This is a genomic window from Ruegeria sp. (assembly GCF_965199275.1).
Classification (GTDB): domain Bacteria; phylum Pseudomonadota; class Alphaproteobacteria; order Rhodobacterales; family Rhodobacteraceae; genus Ruegeria.
On record NZ_CBDAQX010000008.1, the window covers coordinates 647,194 to 666,524 of the forward strand.

At 57.0% G+C, this 19,331-nt stretch carries 18 protein-coding genes and 1 pseudogene; 6 read left to right on the top strand and 13 right to left on the bottom strand.

The features are described from left to right. Positions 1–25 precede the first annotated feature (25 nt). From ACOERD_RS05505 to ACOERD_RS05520, 4 genes are read right to left on the bottom strand one after another with little or no spacing between them, the layout of a single operon-like run. Entirely contained in the window at positions 26–1,189 is a 1,164-nt protein-coding gene (locus tag ACOERD_RS05505) for a M20 aminoacylase family protein (protein WP_419738308.1), read from the bottom strand. Positions 1,190–1,206: 17 nt separating this feature from the next. Beyond that, entirely contained in the window at positions 1,207–2,373 is a 1,167-nt protein-coding gene (locus tag ACOERD_RS05510; protein WP_419738309.1) for a M20 aminoacylase family protein, read from the bottom strand. A 17-nt stretch (positions 2,374–2,390) separates the two neighbouring features. After that, complete coding sequence (gene argE / locus ACOERD_RS05515; RefSeq protein WP_419738310.1) at positions 2,391–3,557, bottom strand: acetylornithine deacetylase; 1,167 nt, start codon at positions 3,555–3,557, stop codon at positions 2,391–2,393. 5 nt (positions 3,558–3,562) lie between these two features. After that, positions 3,563–5,383 carry a dipeptide ABC transporter ATP-binding protein gene (locus tag ACOERD_RS05520; RefSeq protein ID WP_419738311.1) on the bottom strand — a complete coding sequence of 607 codons (1,821 nt, stop codon included), beginning with the start codon at positions 5,381–5,383 and terminating at the stop codon, positions 3,563–3,565. 286 nt (positions 5,384–5,669) lie between these two features. On the opposite strand from ACOERD_RS05520, the gene ACOERD_RS05525 reads away from it, so the two are divergent. The 3 genes from ACOERD_RS05525 (at position 5,670) to ACOERD_RS05535 (ending at position 9,453) form a co-directional block, all read left to right on the top strand. After that, complete coding sequence (locus ACOERD_RS05525; RefSeq protein ID WP_170375081.1) at positions 5,670–7,376, top strand: peptide ABC transporter substrate-binding protein; 1,707 nt, start codon at positions 5,670–5,672, stop codon at positions 7,374–7,376. Between the two features lie 96 nt (positions 7,377–7,472). Further along, entirely contained in the window at positions 7,473–8,480 is a 1,008-nt protein-coding gene (locus ACOERD_RS05530) for an ABC transporter permease (protein ID WP_170375080.1), read from the top strand. Beyond that, on the top strand, positions 8,473–9,453 hold the full coding sequence (locus ACOERD_RS05535; RefSeq protein WP_419738312.1) for an ABC transporter permease: 981 nt from the start codon (positions 8,473–8,475) through the stop codon (positions 9,451–9,453). The genes ACOERD_RS05530 and ACOERD_RS05535 overlap by 8 nt, the downstream gene beginning before the upstream one ends. A 6-nt stretch (positions 9,454–9,459) precedes the next feature. On the opposite strand, the pseudogene ACOERD_RS05540 reads toward ACOERD_RS05535, so the two are convergent. Then, positions 9,460–10,494, bottom strand: a pseudogene (locus ACOERD_RS05540) (MFS transporter); the annotation flags it as partial. A gap of 121 nt (positions 10,495–10,615) precedes the next feature. Here ACOERD_RS05540 and istA point away from each other — a divergent pair. Beyond that, positions 10,616–11,959 carry an IS21 family transposase gene (istA, locus tag ACOERD_RS05545; protein WP_419738313.1) on the top strand — a complete coding sequence of 448 codons (1,344 nt, stop codon included), beginning with the start codon at positions 10,616–10,618 and terminating at the stop codon, positions 11,957–11,959. Between the two features lie 42 nt (positions 11,960–12,001). Here the strand turns inward: istA and ACOERD_RS05550 are convergent, their stop codons facing one another. The 4 genes from ACOERD_RS05550 to ACOERD_RS05565 are packed head-to-tail and all read right to left on the bottom strand — an operon-like array spanning position 12,002 to position 14,566. Further along, complete coding sequence (locus tag ACOERD_RS05550; RefSeq protein ID WP_419737675.1) at positions 12,002–12,178, bottom strand: hypothetical protein; 177 nt, start codon at positions 12,176–12,178, stop codon at positions 12,002–12,004. Between the two features lie 28 nt (positions 12,179–12,206). Continuing rightward, positions 12,207–12,875 (bottom strand): hypothetical protein, encoded by a 669-nt coding sequence (locus ACOERD_RS05555; RefSeq protein WP_419737676.1) that lies wholly within the window; start codon positions 12,873–12,875, stop codon positions 12,207–12,209. A gap of 3 nt (positions 12,876–12,878) precedes the next feature. Continuing rightward, positions 12,879–13,601 carry a DNA methyltransferase gene (locus tag ACOERD_RS05560; protein WP_419737677.1) on the bottom strand — a complete coding sequence of 241 codons (723 nt, stop codon included), beginning with the start codon at positions 13,599–13,601 and terminating at the stop codon, positions 12,879–12,881. Further along, the gene (locus ACOERD_RS05565; protein WP_419737678.1) at positions 13,598–14,566 is read right to left on the bottom strand and encodes an IS1595 family transposase; all 969 of its coding nucleotides are present in this window, start codon (positions 14,564–14,566) and stop codon (positions 13,598–13,600) included. Before ACOERD_RS05565 ends, ACOERD_RS05560 begins: the two co-directional genes overlap by 4 nt. 59 nt (positions 14,567–14,625) lie before the next feature. Between ACOERD_RS05565 and ACOERD_RS05570 the strand changes: the two genes are divergently transcribed. Continuing rightward, entirely contained in the window at positions 14,626–14,880 is a 255-nt protein-coding gene (locus tag ACOERD_RS05570) for a hypothetical protein (RefSeq protein WP_419738314.1), read from the top strand. Continuing rightward, positions 14,867–15,598, top strand: a complete 732-nt coding sequence (istB, locus tag ACOERD_RS05575; RefSeq protein ID WP_419737606.1) for an IS21-like element helper ATPase IstB — start codon at positions 14,867–14,869, stop codon at positions 15,596–15,598. Before ACOERD_RS05570 ends, istB begins: the two co-directional genes overlap by 14 nt. 175 nt (positions 15,599–15,773) lie before the next feature. On the opposite strand, the gene ACOERD_RS05580 is transcribed toward istB, so the two are convergent. From ACOERD_RS05580 to ACOERD_RS05595, 4 genes are all read right to left on the bottom strand, one after another. Next, positions 15,774–15,899: a hypothetical protein gene (locus ACOERD_RS05580; RefSeq protein WP_419738315.1), complete on the bottom strand. Its 126-nt coding sequence runs from the start codon at positions 15,897–15,899 to the stop codon at positions 15,774–15,776. Positions 15,900–15,971: 72 nt separating this feature from the next. Beyond that, positions 15,972–17,249, bottom strand: a complete 1,278-nt coding sequence (locus ACOERD_RS05585; RefSeq protein ID WP_419738316.1) for a DUF3422 family protein — start codon at positions 17,247–17,249, stop codon at positions 15,972–15,974. Positions 17,250–17,356: 107 nt separating this feature from the next. After that, positions 17,357–17,713 carry a VOC family protein gene (locus ACOERD_RS05590; protein WP_419738317.1) on the bottom strand — a complete coding sequence of 119 codons (357 nt, stop codon included), beginning with the start codon at positions 17,711–17,713 and terminating at the stop codon, positions 17,357–17,359. A gap of 157 nt (positions 17,714–17,870) precedes the next feature. Next, positions 17,871–19,322, bottom strand: coding sequence for an NAD(P)(+) transhydrogenase (Re/Si-specific) subunit beta (locus tag ACOERD_RS05595; protein WP_170493727.1), 1,452 nt, complete (start codon positions 19,320–19,322; stop codon positions 17,871–17,873). Between the last annotated feature and the right edge of the window lie 9 nt (positions 19,323–19,331).

Sequence of the window (19,331 nt, forward strand, 5' to 3'; positions counted from 1 at the left end):
GGGGGCAGAGCCCCCACCCTCTCCATCACGCCGCGGGCATCCGCTGTTCGACAATCTCGGCCCACCAGCTGCACCCGGCAGGAATGGCCTCATCGTTGAAATTGTACTCGGGGTGATGAACCATGGCCGTGTCGCCATTGCCCACGAGGATATAAGCGCCCGGACGTTCTTCCAGCATAAAGGCAAAATCCTCGCCGCCCATGACCAGAGGGGCCTCTTCGCAAGCACCAGATACCGACCGCGCGACATCAGCCGCAAACTCGGTCTGCTCGTCGCTGTTCACCATAACCGGATAGCCCCGGATATAGGTCACGTCTGCCTTGCCACCAAAGGTCGCCGCCACGCCGTTGCAGATCTCGTTGATCCGCTTCTCGGCCAGATCACGCATCTCCTTGCTCATGGTGCGCACAGTGCCTTTGATCTGAACCGATTGCGGGATCACGTTGAAGGCCTTCGACGAGGTCTCGAACGACGTCACAGACACAACCACTTGATCAACCGGGTCCGCATTGCGGGACGCTATCGTTTGCAGCGCCAGCACCGCCTGCGCCGTCATCACAGTGGTATCGACCGTCTCCTGCGGTTTCGCCGCATGGCCGCCGCGCCCTTCAAACGTGATGTCGAACTGGTCCGTGGCCGCAAAGAACGACCCTGGACGGATCGAGAAGCTGCCGACCGGTTTACCCGGCCAGTTGTGCATCCCGTAGACCTCCTGAATGTTCCAGCGGTCCATCATGCCGTCTTCACACATCTCGCGACCACCGCCGCCTCCTTCTTCGGCGGGCTGGAAGATCACTACGACAGTGCCATCGAAATTGCGAGTTTCCGACAGGTACTTTGCCGCGCCCAACAACATCGCGGTATGACCGTCATGCCCGCACGCATGCATTGCGCCCGGTATTTTCGAAGCATAGTCCAGCCCCGTCGCCTCAAGGATCGGCAGAGCGTCCATATCCGCGCGCAAACCGATCACCTTGCCTTTGCTGTCCGACTTGCCCTTGATCACACCGACAACGCCGGTGCGGCCAATACCGGTGACAACCTCATCGCAGCCGAACTCTGTCAACTTTTCGGCCACCAAAGCGCTGGTGCGGTGGGTTTCAAACAGGATTTCGGGGTTTTCGTGCAGGTCGCGTCGCCACGTTGTGATCTCGTCCTGCAATTCCGCAAAGCGGTTTTTGACTGGCATATCTTGTCTCTCCTAAATCATTCAGCCGGCATCCGGCGTTCGACCATTTCAGCGAACCAGCTGCAGCCGACGGGTATGGCGTCATCATCGAAATTGTATTCTGGGTGGTGACACATTGCAGTGTCTCCGTTCCCTAGAAAGATGTAGGCTCCGGGCCGTTCTTCAAGCATGTAAGCGAAATCTTCCGACGGCATGATCGGGTCGGTGCCATCGTTTACCTTTCCGGCCACGGCTGCGGCGGCCTCGGCGGCATAGCTAGTCTCGGCCTCGGAGTTTACCGTCACCGGATAGCCCGGCGTCCATTCTACCTTCGCGGACGCGTCAAAGGCCGAGGCTGTATCTTCTGCAATTCGGCGAACACGCTGTTCCGCGATCGCGCGGTACTCGGGGTCAAGCGTTCGTACCGTGCCTTTCAGACGGACTGTATGCGCAATCACGTTTGAGGCCACGCTGTCCGTCTCGAACGTACCCACCGTCAGAACAACCCGTTTGATCGGATCGACGGTGCGGGCCACAACGGATTGCAAAGACACAACAATATGCGAGGCGACAAGCGTTGTATCCACCGCCTCATGCGGGGCTGCCGCGTGGCCACCCTTGCCGGTGACGGTAATTTCGAACTCGTCCGACGAGGCCAGCAGGGCTCCGGGCCGGATCGCAAATTCACCAACCGGCAGGCCGGGCATGTTGTGCATGCCGTAAACTTCCTGAATGCCCCAGCGCTCCATCAACCCGTCCTGACACATAGCGAGACCTCCGGCGCCGCCCTCCTCGGCCGGTTGAAAGATCAGCACGGCGGTGCCATCGAAATTCCGCGTCTCGGCCAAGTACTGCGCAGCGCCCAGCAGCATCGAGGTATGCCCGTCATGCCCACAGGCATGCATCTTGCCCGGCACGGTCGAGGCATAGTCCAGACCCGTCGCCTCTTCGATCGGCAGGGCGTCCATATCTGCCCGCAATCCGATCACCCGACCCTTGGTATCCGAGCGGCCCTTGATTACAGCCACAACACCTGTCTTGCCGACACCTTCGGTGATTTCATCGACACCGAAGGCCTTCAACCGTTCAACAACAAAACCGGCGGTCTCGTAAACGTCATACATCAGTTCGGGATGCGCATGCAGATGTCGGCGCCATTTGGTGATCTCTGCCTGCATTTCAGCAAGTCTGTTTTTCACCGGCATTTTGGACCTCCTTGGGTTCAGGTGGACAGTTTATCGACCAATCGCTGCATGAACGCATGGCCCGCTTCGAACTGCGCGACTGAGATGAACTCGTTCGGTTGATGCGCCTGCGCGATGTCGCCCGGGCCGCAAATGACCGCTGAATAACCTGCTTCTTGAAACTGCCCGGCCTCGGTGCCATAGCTGACCACATGACTTGCGTTGTCACCGGTCAGGGCGCGTACCAGAGCTTCGGCCTCGCCGTCCTGTTCGGGGACCAGACCAGGGATCGAGAAATTCTCGGAGATTTCGATCCGCGCTTCGGGGTGAACGGCTTGCATCCGCGCCTCAACCGCGCGCACCTGTTCGAAATAGGCATCGCGCCACGCGGCTTTGCCTTCATCCGGCACCGTGCGGAAATCCAGCATGAAGTGGCAATCCTTGGCTGTGATATTATGCGCGGTGCCGCCTTCGATCATGCCTACATGGACCGTGGTCCAGGGCGGATCGAACACCGCTGCCGTTTCGCTGGGCTTGGCCGCCTGATTGCGGGCGTTCTGTTCGTTCGCCCAATTGATCAGCGGCGCGGCCTCCATGATGGCATTCACGCCTGTGTGCATGATCGAGCTATGAACCTCGAACCCTACCATATGCGTGTCATAGCCAAAACCACCCTTGTGGCCGGTGACAGCCTGCATTGTCGAAGGCTCGCCCACGATCACGGCCGAGCCTTTGGGCAGCACTTTGCTCATCGCCTCGATCATCGGCGGAGCGCCCGTGCACCCGACCTCTTCATCGAAGCTCAGCGCCAGTTGCAAGGGGCGCTTTAGGCCTGCATCGCGCGCCTCGACCAGCGCCCAGATCGCCAGTGCGTCAAAGCCCTTCATGTCGCAGGTGCCGCGTCCGTAATACTTGCCGTCCTTCTCAGTGACAGTGAAAGGATCCGTATCCCAGGGCTGCCCGTCAACCGGAACGACATCGGTGTGACCCGAGAGGACAACGCCCCCCTCTTCCCACGGGCCGACATGGGCAAAGATCGCCGCCTTGTGCGGCTGATCCGGGTCCGGCCAGCGATGGGCTTCGATACCTTGTTCGTTCAGGTAACCTTCGACCCAGTCCACCAGCGGCAGGTTTGTGTCACGGCTTACGGTCGGGAATGAGATCAACTTGGTCATGATCTCAAGCGGCGTCAGACGCTGTGGCATATTTGTTAGTACCCGCTATCCGTAGTCAGGATGAAATGGCCCGGCTCAACCTCTTTGTACTTCGACGGTTCTGGCGCGTATCCGATTGGATGAATGGGCGACGGGATCGGCTTGAAATTCAAGTCTTTTTCCGATTTCCGCTTGTTCGGATCCGCGATTGGAACCGCCTTCATCAGCGCCTGTGTATAAGGGTGCTGCGGATTCTCGAACACCCGCGCGCGCGGTCCAAGTTCAACAATCCGGCCCAGATACATCACGCCCACATGGTGGCTGACCCGCTCGACAACGGCCATGTCGTGACTGATGAACAGGTAAGACAGGCTTAGCTCGGATTGCAGCTCCATCATCAGGTTCAAAACCTGCGCCTGCACCGACACGTCCAGCGCCGAGACCGCCTCATCCGCGATGATCAGTTTCGGGTTCAACGCCAAGGCGCGGGCGATGGCTATACGCTGACGCTGACCGCCGGACATCTCATGTGGGAAACGGCGCATGAAGCTGCGCGGCAGTTGCACCTTGTCGAACAGCTGCGCAACGCGATCTTGCAGCTCCGACCCCGAGGCCACGCCGTAGTTGCGCATCGGTTCGGCCACTTGGTCGATCAACTGCATCTGCGGATTGAGCGAGGCAAACGGGTCCTGAAAGATCATCTGCATATCCAGCCGCGCCTTGCGCAGACCGGATTGGTCCAGCTTCATGATATCGACGCCGTCCAGATTGACCTCACCCGCCATCGGCTCGACCAATCGCAGGATCGAGCGCCCGGCCGAGGACTTGCCGCAACCCGACTCGCCCACAAGGCTGAGCGTCTGGCCTTTGTTCAGCGTGAACGAGACATCTTCGACGGCGTGAACGTTTGAGATCGTCCGGCGCAGCAAGCCGCCTTTGACAGGGAAACGCGTGGTCAGGTTCTTGACCGTCAGCAGTGTTTCTTCCGTGCCGGGAATCGGAGCTATATTCTGCCCTTCGACACCCAACAGTTTCATCGGTTCCGGCGCGGCCTTCCCCTGCATCTCACCCAGTTTCGGCACCGCGGCCAGAAGGGCCTTAGTGTAGTCATGTTGCGGATTTTCGAAAATTTCGGTGACCGGGCCCTCTTCGACCTTGTTGCCACGGAACATGACGACAACGCGGTCGGCCATCTGTGCCACCACGGCCATGTCATGGGTGATGAACATAACCGCAGTGCCCGTTTCGCGTTTCAAACGGTCCATGAGGGCCAGAATCTCAGCCTGAATGGTCACGTCCAATGCGGTCGTCGGTTCGTCCGCGATCAGCAGACGTGGCTCGCACGCCATCGCCATTGCGATCACCACGCGCTGGCGCATGCCCCCTGAAAGCTCGTGCGGGTACTGCTTCAACCGGCGCTCGGGTTCGGGGATTCGCACCTGACGCAGCAGCTCCAAAGCCCGCTCTTCAGCCTGCGCCTTGGACATGTCCTTGTGAATGCGCAGTCCTTCGGTCAGTTGCCGACCAACGGTGAAAACTGGGTTCAGGGCGGTCATCGGCTCCTGAAAGATCATTCCGATCTCATTGCCGCGAATCTGTTTCATCAGATCCTGATCGGCATCGGCCAGGTCCATCTCGGCCCCGTCGCGGCGGTCAAACAGAAGCTCGCCTCCGGCGATTTCGCCTCCGCCGAACTCGACAAGACGCATCAGAGACAGCGATGAAACCGACTTGCCCGAGCCCGATTCGCCAACAATACAAACCGTTTCGCCCGGATTTACCTCGAACGAGACGTCCTCAACGCCCACGACCGGGCCGTCTTTCGTCTGAAACTCCACCCTCAGTTTTTTGATCTGGGCAATTGGTTGATCCAGCACGCGCGCGCTCCCTTTTGGGTCGTTTTGTTTTTATGGATGCCGAACGCTAAGGCGGCGAGCCAGGAAAAGTCAAACGCAATGCACGATTTCGTGACGGCAAGGCTTGCAATTTTCCTAAGTTCTGTTTCGATACCCGCGTAACCGACAACCAGCGAAGGCAGAAATCGCGTTGCGCGAAATGCAATTGCTATTTCTAACAATGCCTTAGCCAATAGTCGGCAACGCCAAATCCGCAGGCATTGCGGAGATAATCGAGACACGCAAGTGTCCAATTCGGGAGTGACTTATGAAGATCAAAACCCTTTTGCTTGGTGCGATTGCAAGCACGGCGATGGCCCCAGCGGCTTTTGCCGAGCGCGGATCGGACGGCAATGTCAGCATCATTTATTGGCAGGCTCCGTCAATTATGAACCCGTTTCTATCGGGTGGCACAAAAGATGTTGAGGCAGCCTCGCTGGTTATTGAACCACTTGCACGCTACGACCAAGACGGGAACATGGTGCCTTATCTGGCCGCTGAAATCCCGACCGTTGAAAATGGCGGCGTCAGCGAAGACCTGACCACCATCACCTGGAAGATTGCGCCTGGCCTCACATGGTCGGATGGTACACCGTTCACCTCGGCTGACGTGGTGTTTACCGCAAACTACTGCATGGACCCCGAAGGCGGTTGTGCACAGGTGACCAAGTTTGAGGGCGTCACCGACGTCGAAGCTGTCGATGACCTAACCGTTAAGGTAACGTTCGACGCACCAACCCCCTTCCCTTACGGACCGTTTGTGGGTGGTGAAAGCCCGATCATTCAGGCCGCTCAGTTCGCTGACTGCATGGGCGCAAAAGCCCCTGAATGTACAGATCAGAACTTCAACCCAATCGGCACTGGCCCGTTTGTCGTCACCGAGTTCAAGCCGAACGACGTGATCACATTTGCCGCCAACGACAACTACCGTGACCCGGCCAAGCCGGCATTTGCCAGCGTGACCTTCAAAGGTGGCGGCGACGCAACTGCTGCTGGCCGTGCGGTTATGGAAACCGGCGAGTTTGACTATGCCTGGAACCTGCAGCTGGCCCCAGAGGTCATCGCGCAGATGCAGGAAGGTGGCAAAGGTACTCCGGTTGCAGGCTTTGGCCCGCTGGTCGAGCGTATCATGCTGAACCAGACCAACCCGTCGCCCGACCTGCCGGAAGGCGAGCGCTCGACAGCCGCGCATCCGCACCCATTCCTGCAGGATCCGGCCGTTTACAAAGCCATGTCCATGGCCATCGACCGCCCGCTGCTGGTGGAAATCGGCTATGGCCAAGCTGGCAAGGTGACCTGTAACTGGGTTCCGGCCCCGGCTGCGTTTAGCTCGACCTCGATGAGCTGTGACACGCAGGATATCGAAGGCGCTAAGAAGCTGCTGGATGACGCAGGCATCGTTGATACCGATGGCGACGGCATTCGTGAAAAAGACGGTGTGCCTCTGAAAATCGTCTACCAGACCTCGACCAACGCTGTGCGTCAGGACTTCCAGGCGCTGATCAAGGAATGGTGGAGCCAGATCGGCATCGAATCCGAACTGCGCAATATCAACGCATCGGTCTTCTTCGGCGGTGACCCGGGTTCGCCTGACACCTTCCAGAAGTTCTATGCCGACGTTGAGATGTACGCCAACACCTTCAACGGCACCGACCCGCAGTCCTATCTGGGCAACGGTCTGTGCGACAAGGCACCGAAGCCAGAATCGCAGTGGCAGGGTGAGAACATCAGCCGCTTCTGCAACGAAGAGTTTGACGCCTTGCACGCCAAACTGGCTGAAACCGCAGGTCTGGAAGCCCGTGCGGAAATCGCCAAGCAGCTGAACGACATCATGGTTCAAAACGGCGGCATGATCCCGCTGGTGCACCGTGGCCGTCTGTCGGCGCATGCAAACACCCTGGGTGGTGTTGTCCTAAACGTTTGGGACAGCGAGCTGTGGAACATTGCGGACTGGTACCGCAAGACCGGTTCCTAAGCTTTAATCTTGCAATATCGCGCCCCGATCTCTATCGGGGCGCGGTCATTTGCAGACCACTCCAACAAAAAGACGCATCAACAAAGGCGCCTTTGAATGCTCAACTTTACCATCAGACGACTGGTGCTGGCCGTACCCACGCTGCTGTTCATCAGCCTCGTCATTTTCCTGCTGCTCGAGCTTGCCCCAGGCGACCCGATGGCACAGGTTCCCCTCACCGTTCCCCCCGAAGTCAAAGAGAAGATGCGAGAGGCGCTTGGCCTTGGCCAGCCGATGCATATCCGGTTCTGGAAATGGATCGTGCAGTTCTTCTGGATCGAGCCGCAGGTTCTGATCGACCATATGTTCGGCACCACCTTCTCAGAAGGTGACCTGCGTGTGATTTCGTGGCAGACCCGCTCGCCCGTTATGGACATCGTCGTTCAGCGTATCCCGCAGACTCTGTGGGTTGTCGGCACCGCCTACGTGGTCGCCATCCTGATCGCCCTGCCCATCGGCATCTATTCCGCATACCGCCAGTATTCCTGGTTCGACCAGATGGGCACATTCGTCTCGATGGTCGGCTTCTCGGTCCCGCCCTTCTTCTCGGGCGTGCTGGTGATCGTGATCTTCTCGGTCCAGCTGGGCTGGTTCCCATCAATCTATGACACGACTCACGTGGTGAATAGCTGGGATAGCTTCGTCGTGCAGCTCAAGCAGATGATCATGCCGGTGATGGTTCTGGCGCTTCAAATTACGGCACAGCTGAGCCGCTTCATGCGCGCCTCGATGCTGGACAACCTCAACCAAGACTACGTTCGTACCGCCCGCGCAAAAGGACTGAGCGAATACACGGTTGTGATGGTCCATGTCCTGCGCAACTCGATGATCCCTGTGGTCACTGTTATTGCGCTGGGTATTCCGGCCATCTTCGGCGGCGCAATCATCACCGAGCAGGTTTTCAAGGTGAACGGTATCGGCCAGTTGCTGATCGGCGCGATTCAAGCCAATGACCTGCCGATGGTGCAGACGCTGACCTTCATCTTTGCCGTGTTGATCGTTCTGTTCAACCTGATCGCTGACGTTCTGTACGGCATTCTGGACCCGAGGATTCGCTATGACTGATACTGACAAATCAGACACGCTGGTCCCCGACGAAGGACTGGCCCCTGCCTCAACCGCGCTGCCGACCGCTGGCGTGATGGATGACCTGGCCACCCCGCCGCGTAGCCAGTGGCGCGATGTGAGGGATCAGTTCAAAACGCACAAAGGCGCGATGATAGGGGCGATCCTGTTCATCTTCATCGTCGCAGGTGTGTATCTGGGGCCTTACCTCTGGAGCATCGACCCAACCCAAATCGACATCCGTTCGCGTAATCAGGGCCCCAGCTGGGCGCATCCTTTCGGTACCGATCAGCTGGGCCGGGATATTCTTGCGCGGATGATGTCGGGTGGTCAGACCTCGGTCTCGGTGGGCATCACCGCTATGTTGCTGGCGCTGTTTCTGGGGTCCTTCATTGGTGTGATCGCAGGCTTCTTCAAACGCCTCGACGGGCCGTTGATGCGACTGACCGACCTGTTCCTCGCACTCCCCCTGTTACCGCTGCTGCTGGTCATGATGCTGCTGTTCCGCGAGCCTCTATCCGCCGCATTCGGGCTGGAGCGTGGGATTTTCATCCTGATCGTCTGCGCCATCGGCATCACCTCATGGATGCCCACAGCGCGGATCGTGCGCGGCGACGTGCTGGCTATCAAAGAGCGTGAGTTCGTTCTGGCTGCACGCTCCATAGGCACCAGCAACCGGCAGATCATCACGCGGCACATCCTGCCGAACGTGCTGTCTCCGATCATGGTGTCCGCGACGCTGGGGATTGCCACGGCGATCATCACCGAAAGCGCGCTGTCCTTCCTCGGGCTCGGCTTCCCGCCGGATTTCCCAACCTGGGGCCGCCTGCTGTTTGATGGTGTCGACTACCTGCAGCAATACCCCGAGCGTGTGTTCTGGCCCGGCCTAGCGATCTCGCTGACTGTACTCAGCGTGAACTACCTGGGCGATGGCTTGCGTGACGCGCTGGATCCGCGCATTCGCGGCCGGTGATAAAGCTCAGTCGGCGCGCTTTAGCGCGCCGGCACAGACCACAATCAGCACCGCCAGCGGCAGCAAGACACCAAACGCCATCCGAAGCGACAACAATTCGGCCAGAAACCCGATCAGCGGCGGTCCGATCAACAGCCCCCCATATCCGAGCGTCGCGACACTGGCGATGGCCTGTCCCGGTGGGGTGTTTGGGTCGTTCGCTGCGCGGCTGAACGCCAAGGGCATGATCACCGCATAACCGACCCCCATCAGCGTGAACCCGACCAACGCCAATGGCGCAGCACCGGCGGACACCACGCAGAACACCCCTATCGCAGCAAAGACACCGCCGCCCCTCGCTGCTGCGACCGGGCCGACGCGCGCGATGAGGAAGCCGCCAACCAAACGACACACCACCATCGCGACCGAAAAAACCGCATAACCCAAGGCTGCGACACTCTCAGCGGCCCCAGTAACGTCGCGCAGGAAAAGGGCGCTCCAATCTGCGACCGCACCTTCCCCCAACGCACCGCATAGCGCGGTGAAACCAACGAGGACCAACACCCCGGACGGGAATGCAAACACGGCACCTTGAGACTGTTCCGCGCGGCGCGAAGTCCATTGCACCCAGGACATCGCCAAAGCCAAGGCGACAACAACACCCCCCGCAACCAGGAAATGCTGCAGAACAGTCGCATCCCACTGAACAGCTACAAATCCACTGACCGCCCCAAGGCCGGCACCAAGGCTCCACATCGCATGAAACGAGGACATGAGCGGTTTTTCGTAAGCCTGCTCTACCTCGGCAGCCCATGCGTTCATCGCCACGTCCATCGAGCCATGAAAGGCACCGAACAGAAATAGGAACGCGGCGAGCATGGTGAAGCTGTCGGCCAGCGCCAGCAAAACGAGCGAAAAGGTGTACAGAACCGCGATGATCCGCGTGATCGACACGGCTCCAAACCGGTCGGTCAATCGTCCGGTCACCGGAAAGGAACAGACAGCGCCCGCAGCCATGAATAAAAGGCCATAGCCAAGCTCTTCATGGCTAAGGTTCAGGTGATCGCTGTAGAAAAGCGTGCAATTTTGACCCCCTAAGCGGGGAAATCGGCGTCCAAATTTGACCCCTCCCTATGGTTGTAGACATCCTTTTCATTGAGCAGTCGATGGAGAGGCAAGCGGGATGATTTGCGTGGAAACTATTAGAAAAGTGCGTCGCTTACACCTGATCGAAAAAAAGAGCATCAAGGAAATTTGCCGTTCGCTCAATTTGAGCCGTGCAACGGTTCGAAAGATAATCCGATCGGGAGTGACGGAGTTCAAATATGAGCGCAAATCGCAGCCATACCCGGTGCTCGGGCCTTGGCGCGCGCGTCTGGATGAAACGCTTGAGGAGAACGAGGCGCTTCCGAAGAAACACCGCAAGCGGATGACCAAAATCTGGAAGGAACTCTCCGATGATGGTTTTGGCGGCGGGTATGACAGTGTTCGACGCTACACAAAGAATTGGCGCATTGCGCACGGCCGACAACAGGCGCAGGCGTTCATCCCGCTGATCTTTGATCCTGGGGAGGCGTACCAGTTCGACTGGAGTGTGGAGACGGTTTTGATGGACGGTGCACTCACGACCGTGAAGGTTGCCCATTTCAAACTTTGCCATAGCCGCATGCCATTCTCCATTGCCTATCCGCGCGAGACGCAGGAGATGGTCTTTGATGCCCACGACGAGGCCTTCAAATTCTTTGGTGGAGGCTGCATCAACGGGATCTACGATAACATGACGACCGCCGTCGATGCGATCCTGTCGGGCAAGGAAAGAAAGTTCAACAAGGCATTCTCCCGGATGTGTTCTCATCATCTGGTGAACCCGATCGCCTGTACGCGCGCGGCCGGTTGGGAGAAGGGTCAGGTTGAGAATCTGGTCAAGGAGAGCCGCGCCTATAGTTTTACACCGCGTCTGGAGGTGGCCGACTTCGATGAATTGAATGCCCGGCTGCAAAAAGACGCGATCAAACGCGCAAAAGAACTGCGGCATCCGGAAAACCTGGAGGTGACGGTCTGGGAGGAGTTCCAGCAGGAAAAGCCGCTGCTGACGCATCTGCAGAAGCCCTTCGTCGGGTTCCGTGAAAAGACGGTCGCCGTGAGCCGAACCTGCCTGATCAACTTCGAAAGAAACAAATACAGCGTTGAGGCAAGAGCTGTTGGACGTCAGGTCCAGTTGCAGGTCTACGCCACGCGGATTGTCCTGCGCCAAGACGGTGAGATTGTCGGAGAGCACGAACGGTGCTTCGGCCGAGGAAAAACGATCTTCAACCCTTGGCACTATGTGCCCGTCCTCAAGCGCAAGCCTGGCGCTCTGCGCAATGGAGCACCGTTCCGTGACTGGGACCTACCACCGGCAATGACGCAGATCTGGACCCATCTGCGGGGCACATCCGACGGAGACCGGCAACTTGCCGATATTCTTTTGGGAATTATATACTTAAGTAACATTTTTATAGTGGACTGTCGCATATTGACGCGATAAAAACGAAAACCGCGCAAGGTATTTTAGCACTCTGCGCTCTCTTTAATCAGGCTTCTTGATACTCATTGGCCGCATGAATGCAGCCCTGATTTCATCCAATGACATTTCAGGCATGTCGATTTCTTCTTCCAACTCAGCCTTGGTCGGTTGATATTTGTTCGATCTGATGTGCAGATCGGCGGGTTCAGGCAGGTCTGCATTGTAACGTTGGTTTGTCATGCGAATTCCTAAATTGAATACATTGGTTTTAGCCGAGAAGTTCTCGCAAGCGGGTTTGGATTGGTTCAATTTTAGCCAGTTCGGTCAACAAAAACTCTACGTTGTCGGGGCCGTCGGCCTGACGCGCCCGCACAATACTGTCGTAATCAATTTCCAACAAATCACAAAACTCCCGACCTGTCATTGCCTCATCGATTGAAATTCTCTTCTTGAATCCTTCCCAGATCGCTTGCTTGTCTTCTTGATTGAAAGCACAAAAGTGTGCCTGGAACCGATATTGAATATGCTGGGCGTTGCGTTGAATGAACCCGTGCATTGACTGCCTCTCTGCGCTAGCTTTTTTTGTGTCGAACACATGACCGTCCTTCAACTCAACTATATGGCAGTTTTGCTCGCCTTTTCGGCGCTTGAAAACCATAAAGTCAGGCTCTGATCCCGAAAAATCCAAGGTCCGACTTCGTTTAATTTCACGTTTTCGGGCAAGCAACACGCCCTCAGGCATGATTTCTTGTTCCAAAAAGGTGTCCAGATTAGGGATGTTGGGAACAGCTTCCACGATCATCGATTCCAGTTCTGACCCCGATGAGATTACAGCTGACTGTATCTTGCTGGCCAATTCACCTAACGCTTCATTCCCAAACAACCGGGCGTAAGAACCAGATGTGTTCTTTGGTTTGGCATCCCGTAATCGTGCCATAATCTAACCGTTCAAGTCGCAACCAAGGAAGGTGCGGCCATGGTTTCGTGCCGCTTGCAGAACCGAAAACGACCCGGCAGCCGGATCAATTACAAAATCGCCTTCGTGGCTCACGGCGGCCATGAGTTGACCTTGTATGTCTATTGGTTTGGAATGTGGGTGATCCCGCTGGGATACTTGTTCTTGAATTACATCTGGAATGTTATGTATTTTCCACACGCCTTTTGCCTTACGCGGCTGTTTCTGTAGTACTATGCAGTATTCTCCTCTGCGCCGAGTGCGATAGCCCATACCAAATGTACCCTTGTTCCACGTTAAAAGATCCACAATGTCCAGCCTCGTTCCGTCCAGCCACGGGTGAATACCTTGGCAAAGGTGAAACTTATCCACCCATAAAAAGAGATGGCCTGATGGGATAAGCGTACGATCTATTCCGCGAATAAAATTGGCGATGGCCTCCTCCGGCATTTGCTGTAGGGCGCTGCGGCGTTTTCCACGAACTTTGCCTTCGTTCCCATATGCCAGCTTTTCAAGCACGCCACGGTATTGGGGATCGAAGAATGCGACTGGAACTGCGTCCGCAGGTATAGCGGAAAGGAACTCAAGACCGTCCATCTTAAGGCGCGTGTTGGGCTTAAGGACATCGGGAAGCACCAGCTTTGGCACGGTCACCGTGCGCGTGTTGGAAAATACCCCGGCAGTACTTTGCGAAGTTCCGACGCTCATGACCGCGCTCCGCTATTCAATCCGTTATCCTCGATTAGCTTCTTGTAAGGCAGGTTCTTTCCAGCCATCCCATGCACAACGCCGCCCATTTGGTCGATTGTATCCTTTGGCCTGTTGTTGTGACGGTGCTGAAACTCGTCCACATAGCGTTGCAGATGCTTGGGCGACATCTTGTGATAGACGCCATTATAACCCCGCTTCATAGGAGCCCAAAAGCTTTCCAGCCCGTTGGTGTGCGCCTGATCGCGGACATATTCACCCACTGAGTGCTTTACCACCTCATGCGGCCTGTCAATGCCCTTGTAGGCACTAGCCTCATCGGTATAGAGTGTTGCTCCTTCGACGGCATGCTCGTTCACAAACCCCTGCAAGGTCTCTTTGTCTGTGCTCTCTACCACTTTGGCAACAACCTGACCCGTTTCGCGATCCCTGATACCAGCAACAGCAGCCTTGCCAACAGCGCCACGTCCAGCCTTGAGTTTCTTCTTCGCGTGTTTGTTGCCTTCCTTGCCGCCTATGTAGGTTTCATCTGCTTCGACTGGGCCATTAAACCAAGGCATGTTTGCCTCCATTGCAGCCCGAAGACGATGCAGCATGAACCACGCGGACTTCTGCGTAACACCAAGCTCACGGTGCAACTTCATCGAAGATACGCCCTTAAGGTTAGTTGTGAACAAGTAAATACCAATGGCCCATGTGCGATATGGTAGCCGGGTATTCTCAAGGATCGTGCCGACCCGAACCGTAAACATGGGTTTTTTGGAGCACTCACGACACCTGTGCGTCATGCTTGGATGCCTGATGCCTGACTGCACGTTGAAAGAACCGCAATGCGGGCAAAACGGACCATCTGGCCAATGTAGTTCCTCAATCCACTTACGCGACTTTTCTTCATTACCGAACATTGCAGCAACCTGTAGGAAGGTCAGGCCCTTGCGGTTTGATTTTCCCGGTGCTTTTGTCATTTTTACACTCCTGAATGTTATTAAAATGTAACAAATGCGTCGGAGTCCGTCAATCATAAATGTTACTTAAGTATATAATTCCCATTCTTTTCGCTGCTTACCAGCACGACATTGATGTGGTCGAGGCTGCCTGCGAAGAAGCTCTAAAATCTGGCCTGCGCAAGGCCGATGCGATCCTGAACATTGTCTCTCGGCGCACCAATCCCCCGCCGCCAAAGGCGATTGAGCCGCCTGCCCACCTGCAGCTGAAAATGGCACCGATCGCGGATTGCGCTCGCTATGACAGGCTTGGAGGCTCCCATGCAACTGCGTAAGGAAATTCTCGAACTTGCCCGTCAACTGAAGTTGCCAGGCATCGTCAACTGCTTTGACGAAGTGATGCAGGCCGCAGCCAAAAACAACTGGCGGCCCCAACAGGTCGTGGCCGAACTCCTCACGGCCGAACTGGCCGAAAAGACTGCGCGCTCGATCCGGTATCAGATGGGTGCCGCAAAGTTCCCGGTCTGCAAGTCCTTACCTGAGTTCGACTTCACGGTCAGCCCCGTCAACGAGGAAGTCGTGCGCAATCTTCATGACGGCGATTTTATGGACCAGGCCAGGAATGGCGTGCTGGTCGGTGGAACCGGATCGGGCAAAACGCATCTCGCAACAGCGATCGGGGGCCACGCGGTCAATAACCGCCGGCGGGTCAGGTTCTTCAGCGCTGTGGATCTCGCGAACAAGCTGGAGGCTGAACATCGCGAAGGCAACGCCGGGCGGCTCAGCGAGCAGCTGATCCGCGTCGACCTCGTGATTATAGACGAACTCGGTTATCTGCCGTTCGCAGAGTCTGGTGGACGATTACTCTTCCATCTCATCAGCAAACTGTACGAGCGAACGTCTATTCTGCTAACAACCAACCTCGCATTTGCTGAATGGCCGAGTGTGTTCACAGATGCCAAAATGACCACTGCTCTCCTGGATCGACTGACACACCATTGCGATATCATCGAAACCGGGAACGAAAGCTGGCGAATTAACCACCGCGACTAACCTCGAAATCGGGGAATAAATTCAAAACAGACAGCAGGTCAAACCTTCAGTCGAGCTACGCTCTCTTTTCGGTTTGACCTGCTGTCCACCCCCTCCTGAATCAACCTAAACACGACCCCCTCAACGCCCCTCTTAGCTCCAAGGGGGGTCAAATTTGGACGCCGATGGGGGGTCATTATTCAATGCCGATTGACAGGTGATCGCGCACCGCCGGAATGCGGGAGGCCAAGATACCGAACAGAGCGCCGTTCAGCGCGAACATCGCGGTGACGGCGCGCCATGCAGCAACGACACTGATCATATTAAAGCTCCGCTTGTTTGATGCGCTTCGCCGGTTACTAGTACAACGCTACCAAACAGAGGCAAGCGCCGCTCACTCTAGCCGACGCCGAATTCTGCGGACGCCCACCCAAACGGCCAGAATGACCGGAACCGTGACCAAAGCCGTCAACATTCCCTTGCTGATCCCCGCCGACGTCAGAGGATACAGCAGATAGCTGACCAGCGAGACGGCGTAGTAGCTGATGGCAACCACCGACAACCCCTCGACCGTGCGCTGCAGGCGCAGGGCCTGATCGGCGCGGCGATCCATACTTTCCAGCAAGGCCTGATTCTGCGCGCTGCGTTCCACGTCCACACGTGTTCGCAGCAGATCTCCGGCGCGGATGGCCCGATCAGACAAGGCCTGCAGACGCAGTTCCGTCGATTTCACAGTCCGCATCGCTGGGTCATAGCGGCGCATCATGAAATCGGCAAAGGTCTGCCCCCCCATGAACCGCTCTTCCCGCAAGACTTTGACACGCTGGTTAACGATGGCTTCATAGGCGCCCGTGGCCCCAAACCGAAAGGAACAGCGTGCCGAGATCGTCTCCAACTCGGTCGAGGTTTTCAGCAGTTGCGGTAGCATATCATCGGGATGTTTGCCGCCATCGGTCATCTCGCCCATCAGCGCGGTCAGCTTCTGATCCAATTCGCCGATGCGCGGGGTCAGCGATTTGACCCGTGCAAACCCCAGCATGGACATGGCCTTGTAGGTCTCGATCTCGCACAGGCGCTGGATGATCCGTCCAACCCGGCGCTCTCCGGTTCCATCCGAGACGAACAGCGCAAACCGCATATGTCCGGCCGGGTCGATACGAAAATCGCTGGCGCAGATCGCGGCATCGTCCAAAACGCGGGACACAGCAAGGCTTTCGGGTTCGAACCAATCCGGTAGCAGGTTCTGGACGACGTCATCCTCTGGGCGCGGAATAACCCGTAGCAACGCGGACGTGATCCTTTGGCCGGGACTGGCCATCATCCAATCCGGGGGGAAGACTTCGAAGTCGGCGGGGTTGAACGCCCGCTCACTCACGTTCTGAGAGATCGCCGTAAAGGTTACGAACTCAGTGTGTTGCTCCCACTTGAGCCAATAGCGTCCGATCTGCCCCGCATAGTGGGTCGCGTCCGGCTGAGGGTGCGGCGCGCCGTGGCGATCCAGCAGATTGATCAAATGCGCTATGTCGTCCTGCCGGTCCCCACCTTGCGACGGGCCGGGCTTCTTGATCGCCAGAAAGGCAACCGTGCATGGAACCTGCGCCACCGGAAAAGGTCGGGCGTGCAGTTCATTGGCAAGCCGATAGCGTAAAGGGTGGTCATCGATTGGCGTCATGCGGGGCTCCGATTCATCCGACACACTATACGGCAGACCCAAAATACATCAATTCCCATTTTATTTCAGATACTTACAAGAATGCAACGGTATACATTCCAGCCAATTCATTGATTTGGCTGCCATAGCTCGATGGGATTGCCCTCGGGATCGTGAATACGGGCAAATTTGCCTACCTCGCTATCCCAATCCGGATTGGTTTCGACGGTGATCCCTGCGTCTTGTAGCTGGCGTGTCAAAGCCGCCAGATCATCAACCCGGAAATTGATCATCCACTGCTGCTCGCTTCGGCCAAAATACGCGGTATCCTGCGCAAAGGGCGCAAAAACGGTATAGCCTTCAGCCTGCTTCCAAGGGACCGGATCATAGTGATTTACCCCCAGGTGCTTTTCATACCATTCGCTCAGGGCCTTGGGGTTCTTTGCGCGAAAAAACACCCCGCCGATTCCGTTTACTTTCTCCATGACCTAGCTCCCACAATGTGCCGTCACACATAAAATAGCACATCACGCCGCTTCATCTGGCTGCAATACTCTGGAGGCGCGAAGGCCAACCCCGCTTCAAAGTAGAAAAGAAAAGGGCGCCCGCAGGCGCCCTTTGCAATTGAATTGTGCGTTTTGATCACTCAATCATCGGCAGCAGCTTGTCCAGCGACTGCTTGGCATCGCCATAGAACATGCGCGTGTTCTCTTTGAAGAACAGCGGGTTCTCGATGCCCGAATAGCCAGTGCCTTGACCGCGTTTTGAGACAAAGACCTGCTTGGCCTTCCAGCATTCCAGAACCGGCATTCCGGCGATGGGGCTGTTGGGATCCTCCTGAGCCGCAGGGTTCACGATGTCGTTCGAGCCGATGACGATTGCCACGTCCGTGTCCGGGAAATCATCATTGATCTCATCCATCTCAAGCACGATGTCATACGGCACTTTCGCCTCGGCCAGCAGAACGTTCATGTGGCCCGGCAGACGTCCGGCAACGGGGTGGATCGCAAAGCGCACCTCTTTGCCCTTGGCGCGCAGCTTGCGGACCAACTCGGACACCGACTGCTGTGCCTGAGCAACAGCCATGCCGTAACCCGGGATGATGACAATGCTGTCCGCATCGTTCAGCGCAGCCGCCACACCGTCCGCCTCAATTGCGATCTGTTCGCCTTCGACGGCCATCTGCTCACCCTGAGGGCCACCGAAGCCGCCCAGGATCACGCTGACAAAGTGACGGTTCATCGCCTTGCACATGATGTAAGACAGGATCGCACCCGACGAGCCGACCAGAGCGCCGACGACAATCAGCAGGTCGTTACCAAGGCTGAAACCGATCGCCGCAGCCGCCCAACCCGAATACGAGTTCAGCATCGACACAACCACGGGCATGTCAGCACCACCGATCCCCATGATCAGGTGATAGCCGATGAACAGTGCCGCCAGTGTCATCAGGAACAGCGGGAACAGACTCCCTGAGCTGGTGTACCAAATCAGACAGATCAGCGAGAGACCCGCAGCCGCCGCATTCAGCATATGACCACCGGGCAGTTTGGTCGCGGCGCTCGTCACTTTGCCCGCCAGCTTGCCATAGGCCACGACCGAGCCAGTAAAGGTGATCGCACCGATGAAGATGCCCAGGAACAGCTCAACATGCAGGATCGCCAATTCCGCCGGGGTCTTCTTGGCAATCAGCTTTGCGAACGCACCAAGGTCGGACAGATCTGCCTGACCCGCGCTATCCTTGATCGCCATGACCTGAGCCACGTTTCCGATCTCAAAATGCGCGTTGAAGCCAACAAACACAGCCGCCAGACCAACCAGCGAGTGCATTGCGGCCACCAGCTGCGGCATCTCGGTCATTTGGACGCGCTGCGCCACGTATTGACCGATCAGACCACCACCGATGATCAGCAGAATGGACAGCAGCCAGAGGCCCGAACCCGGACCGACAAGCGTGGCGAAGACCGCCAGCGCCATACCGACGATACCATACCAGACAGCGCGTTTGGCGCTTTCCTGGTTCGAAAGGCCGCCGAGCGACAGGATGAAAAGGACAGCCGCAACAACATAGGCGGCAGAAGTGAAGCCAATCATATGCCCGAC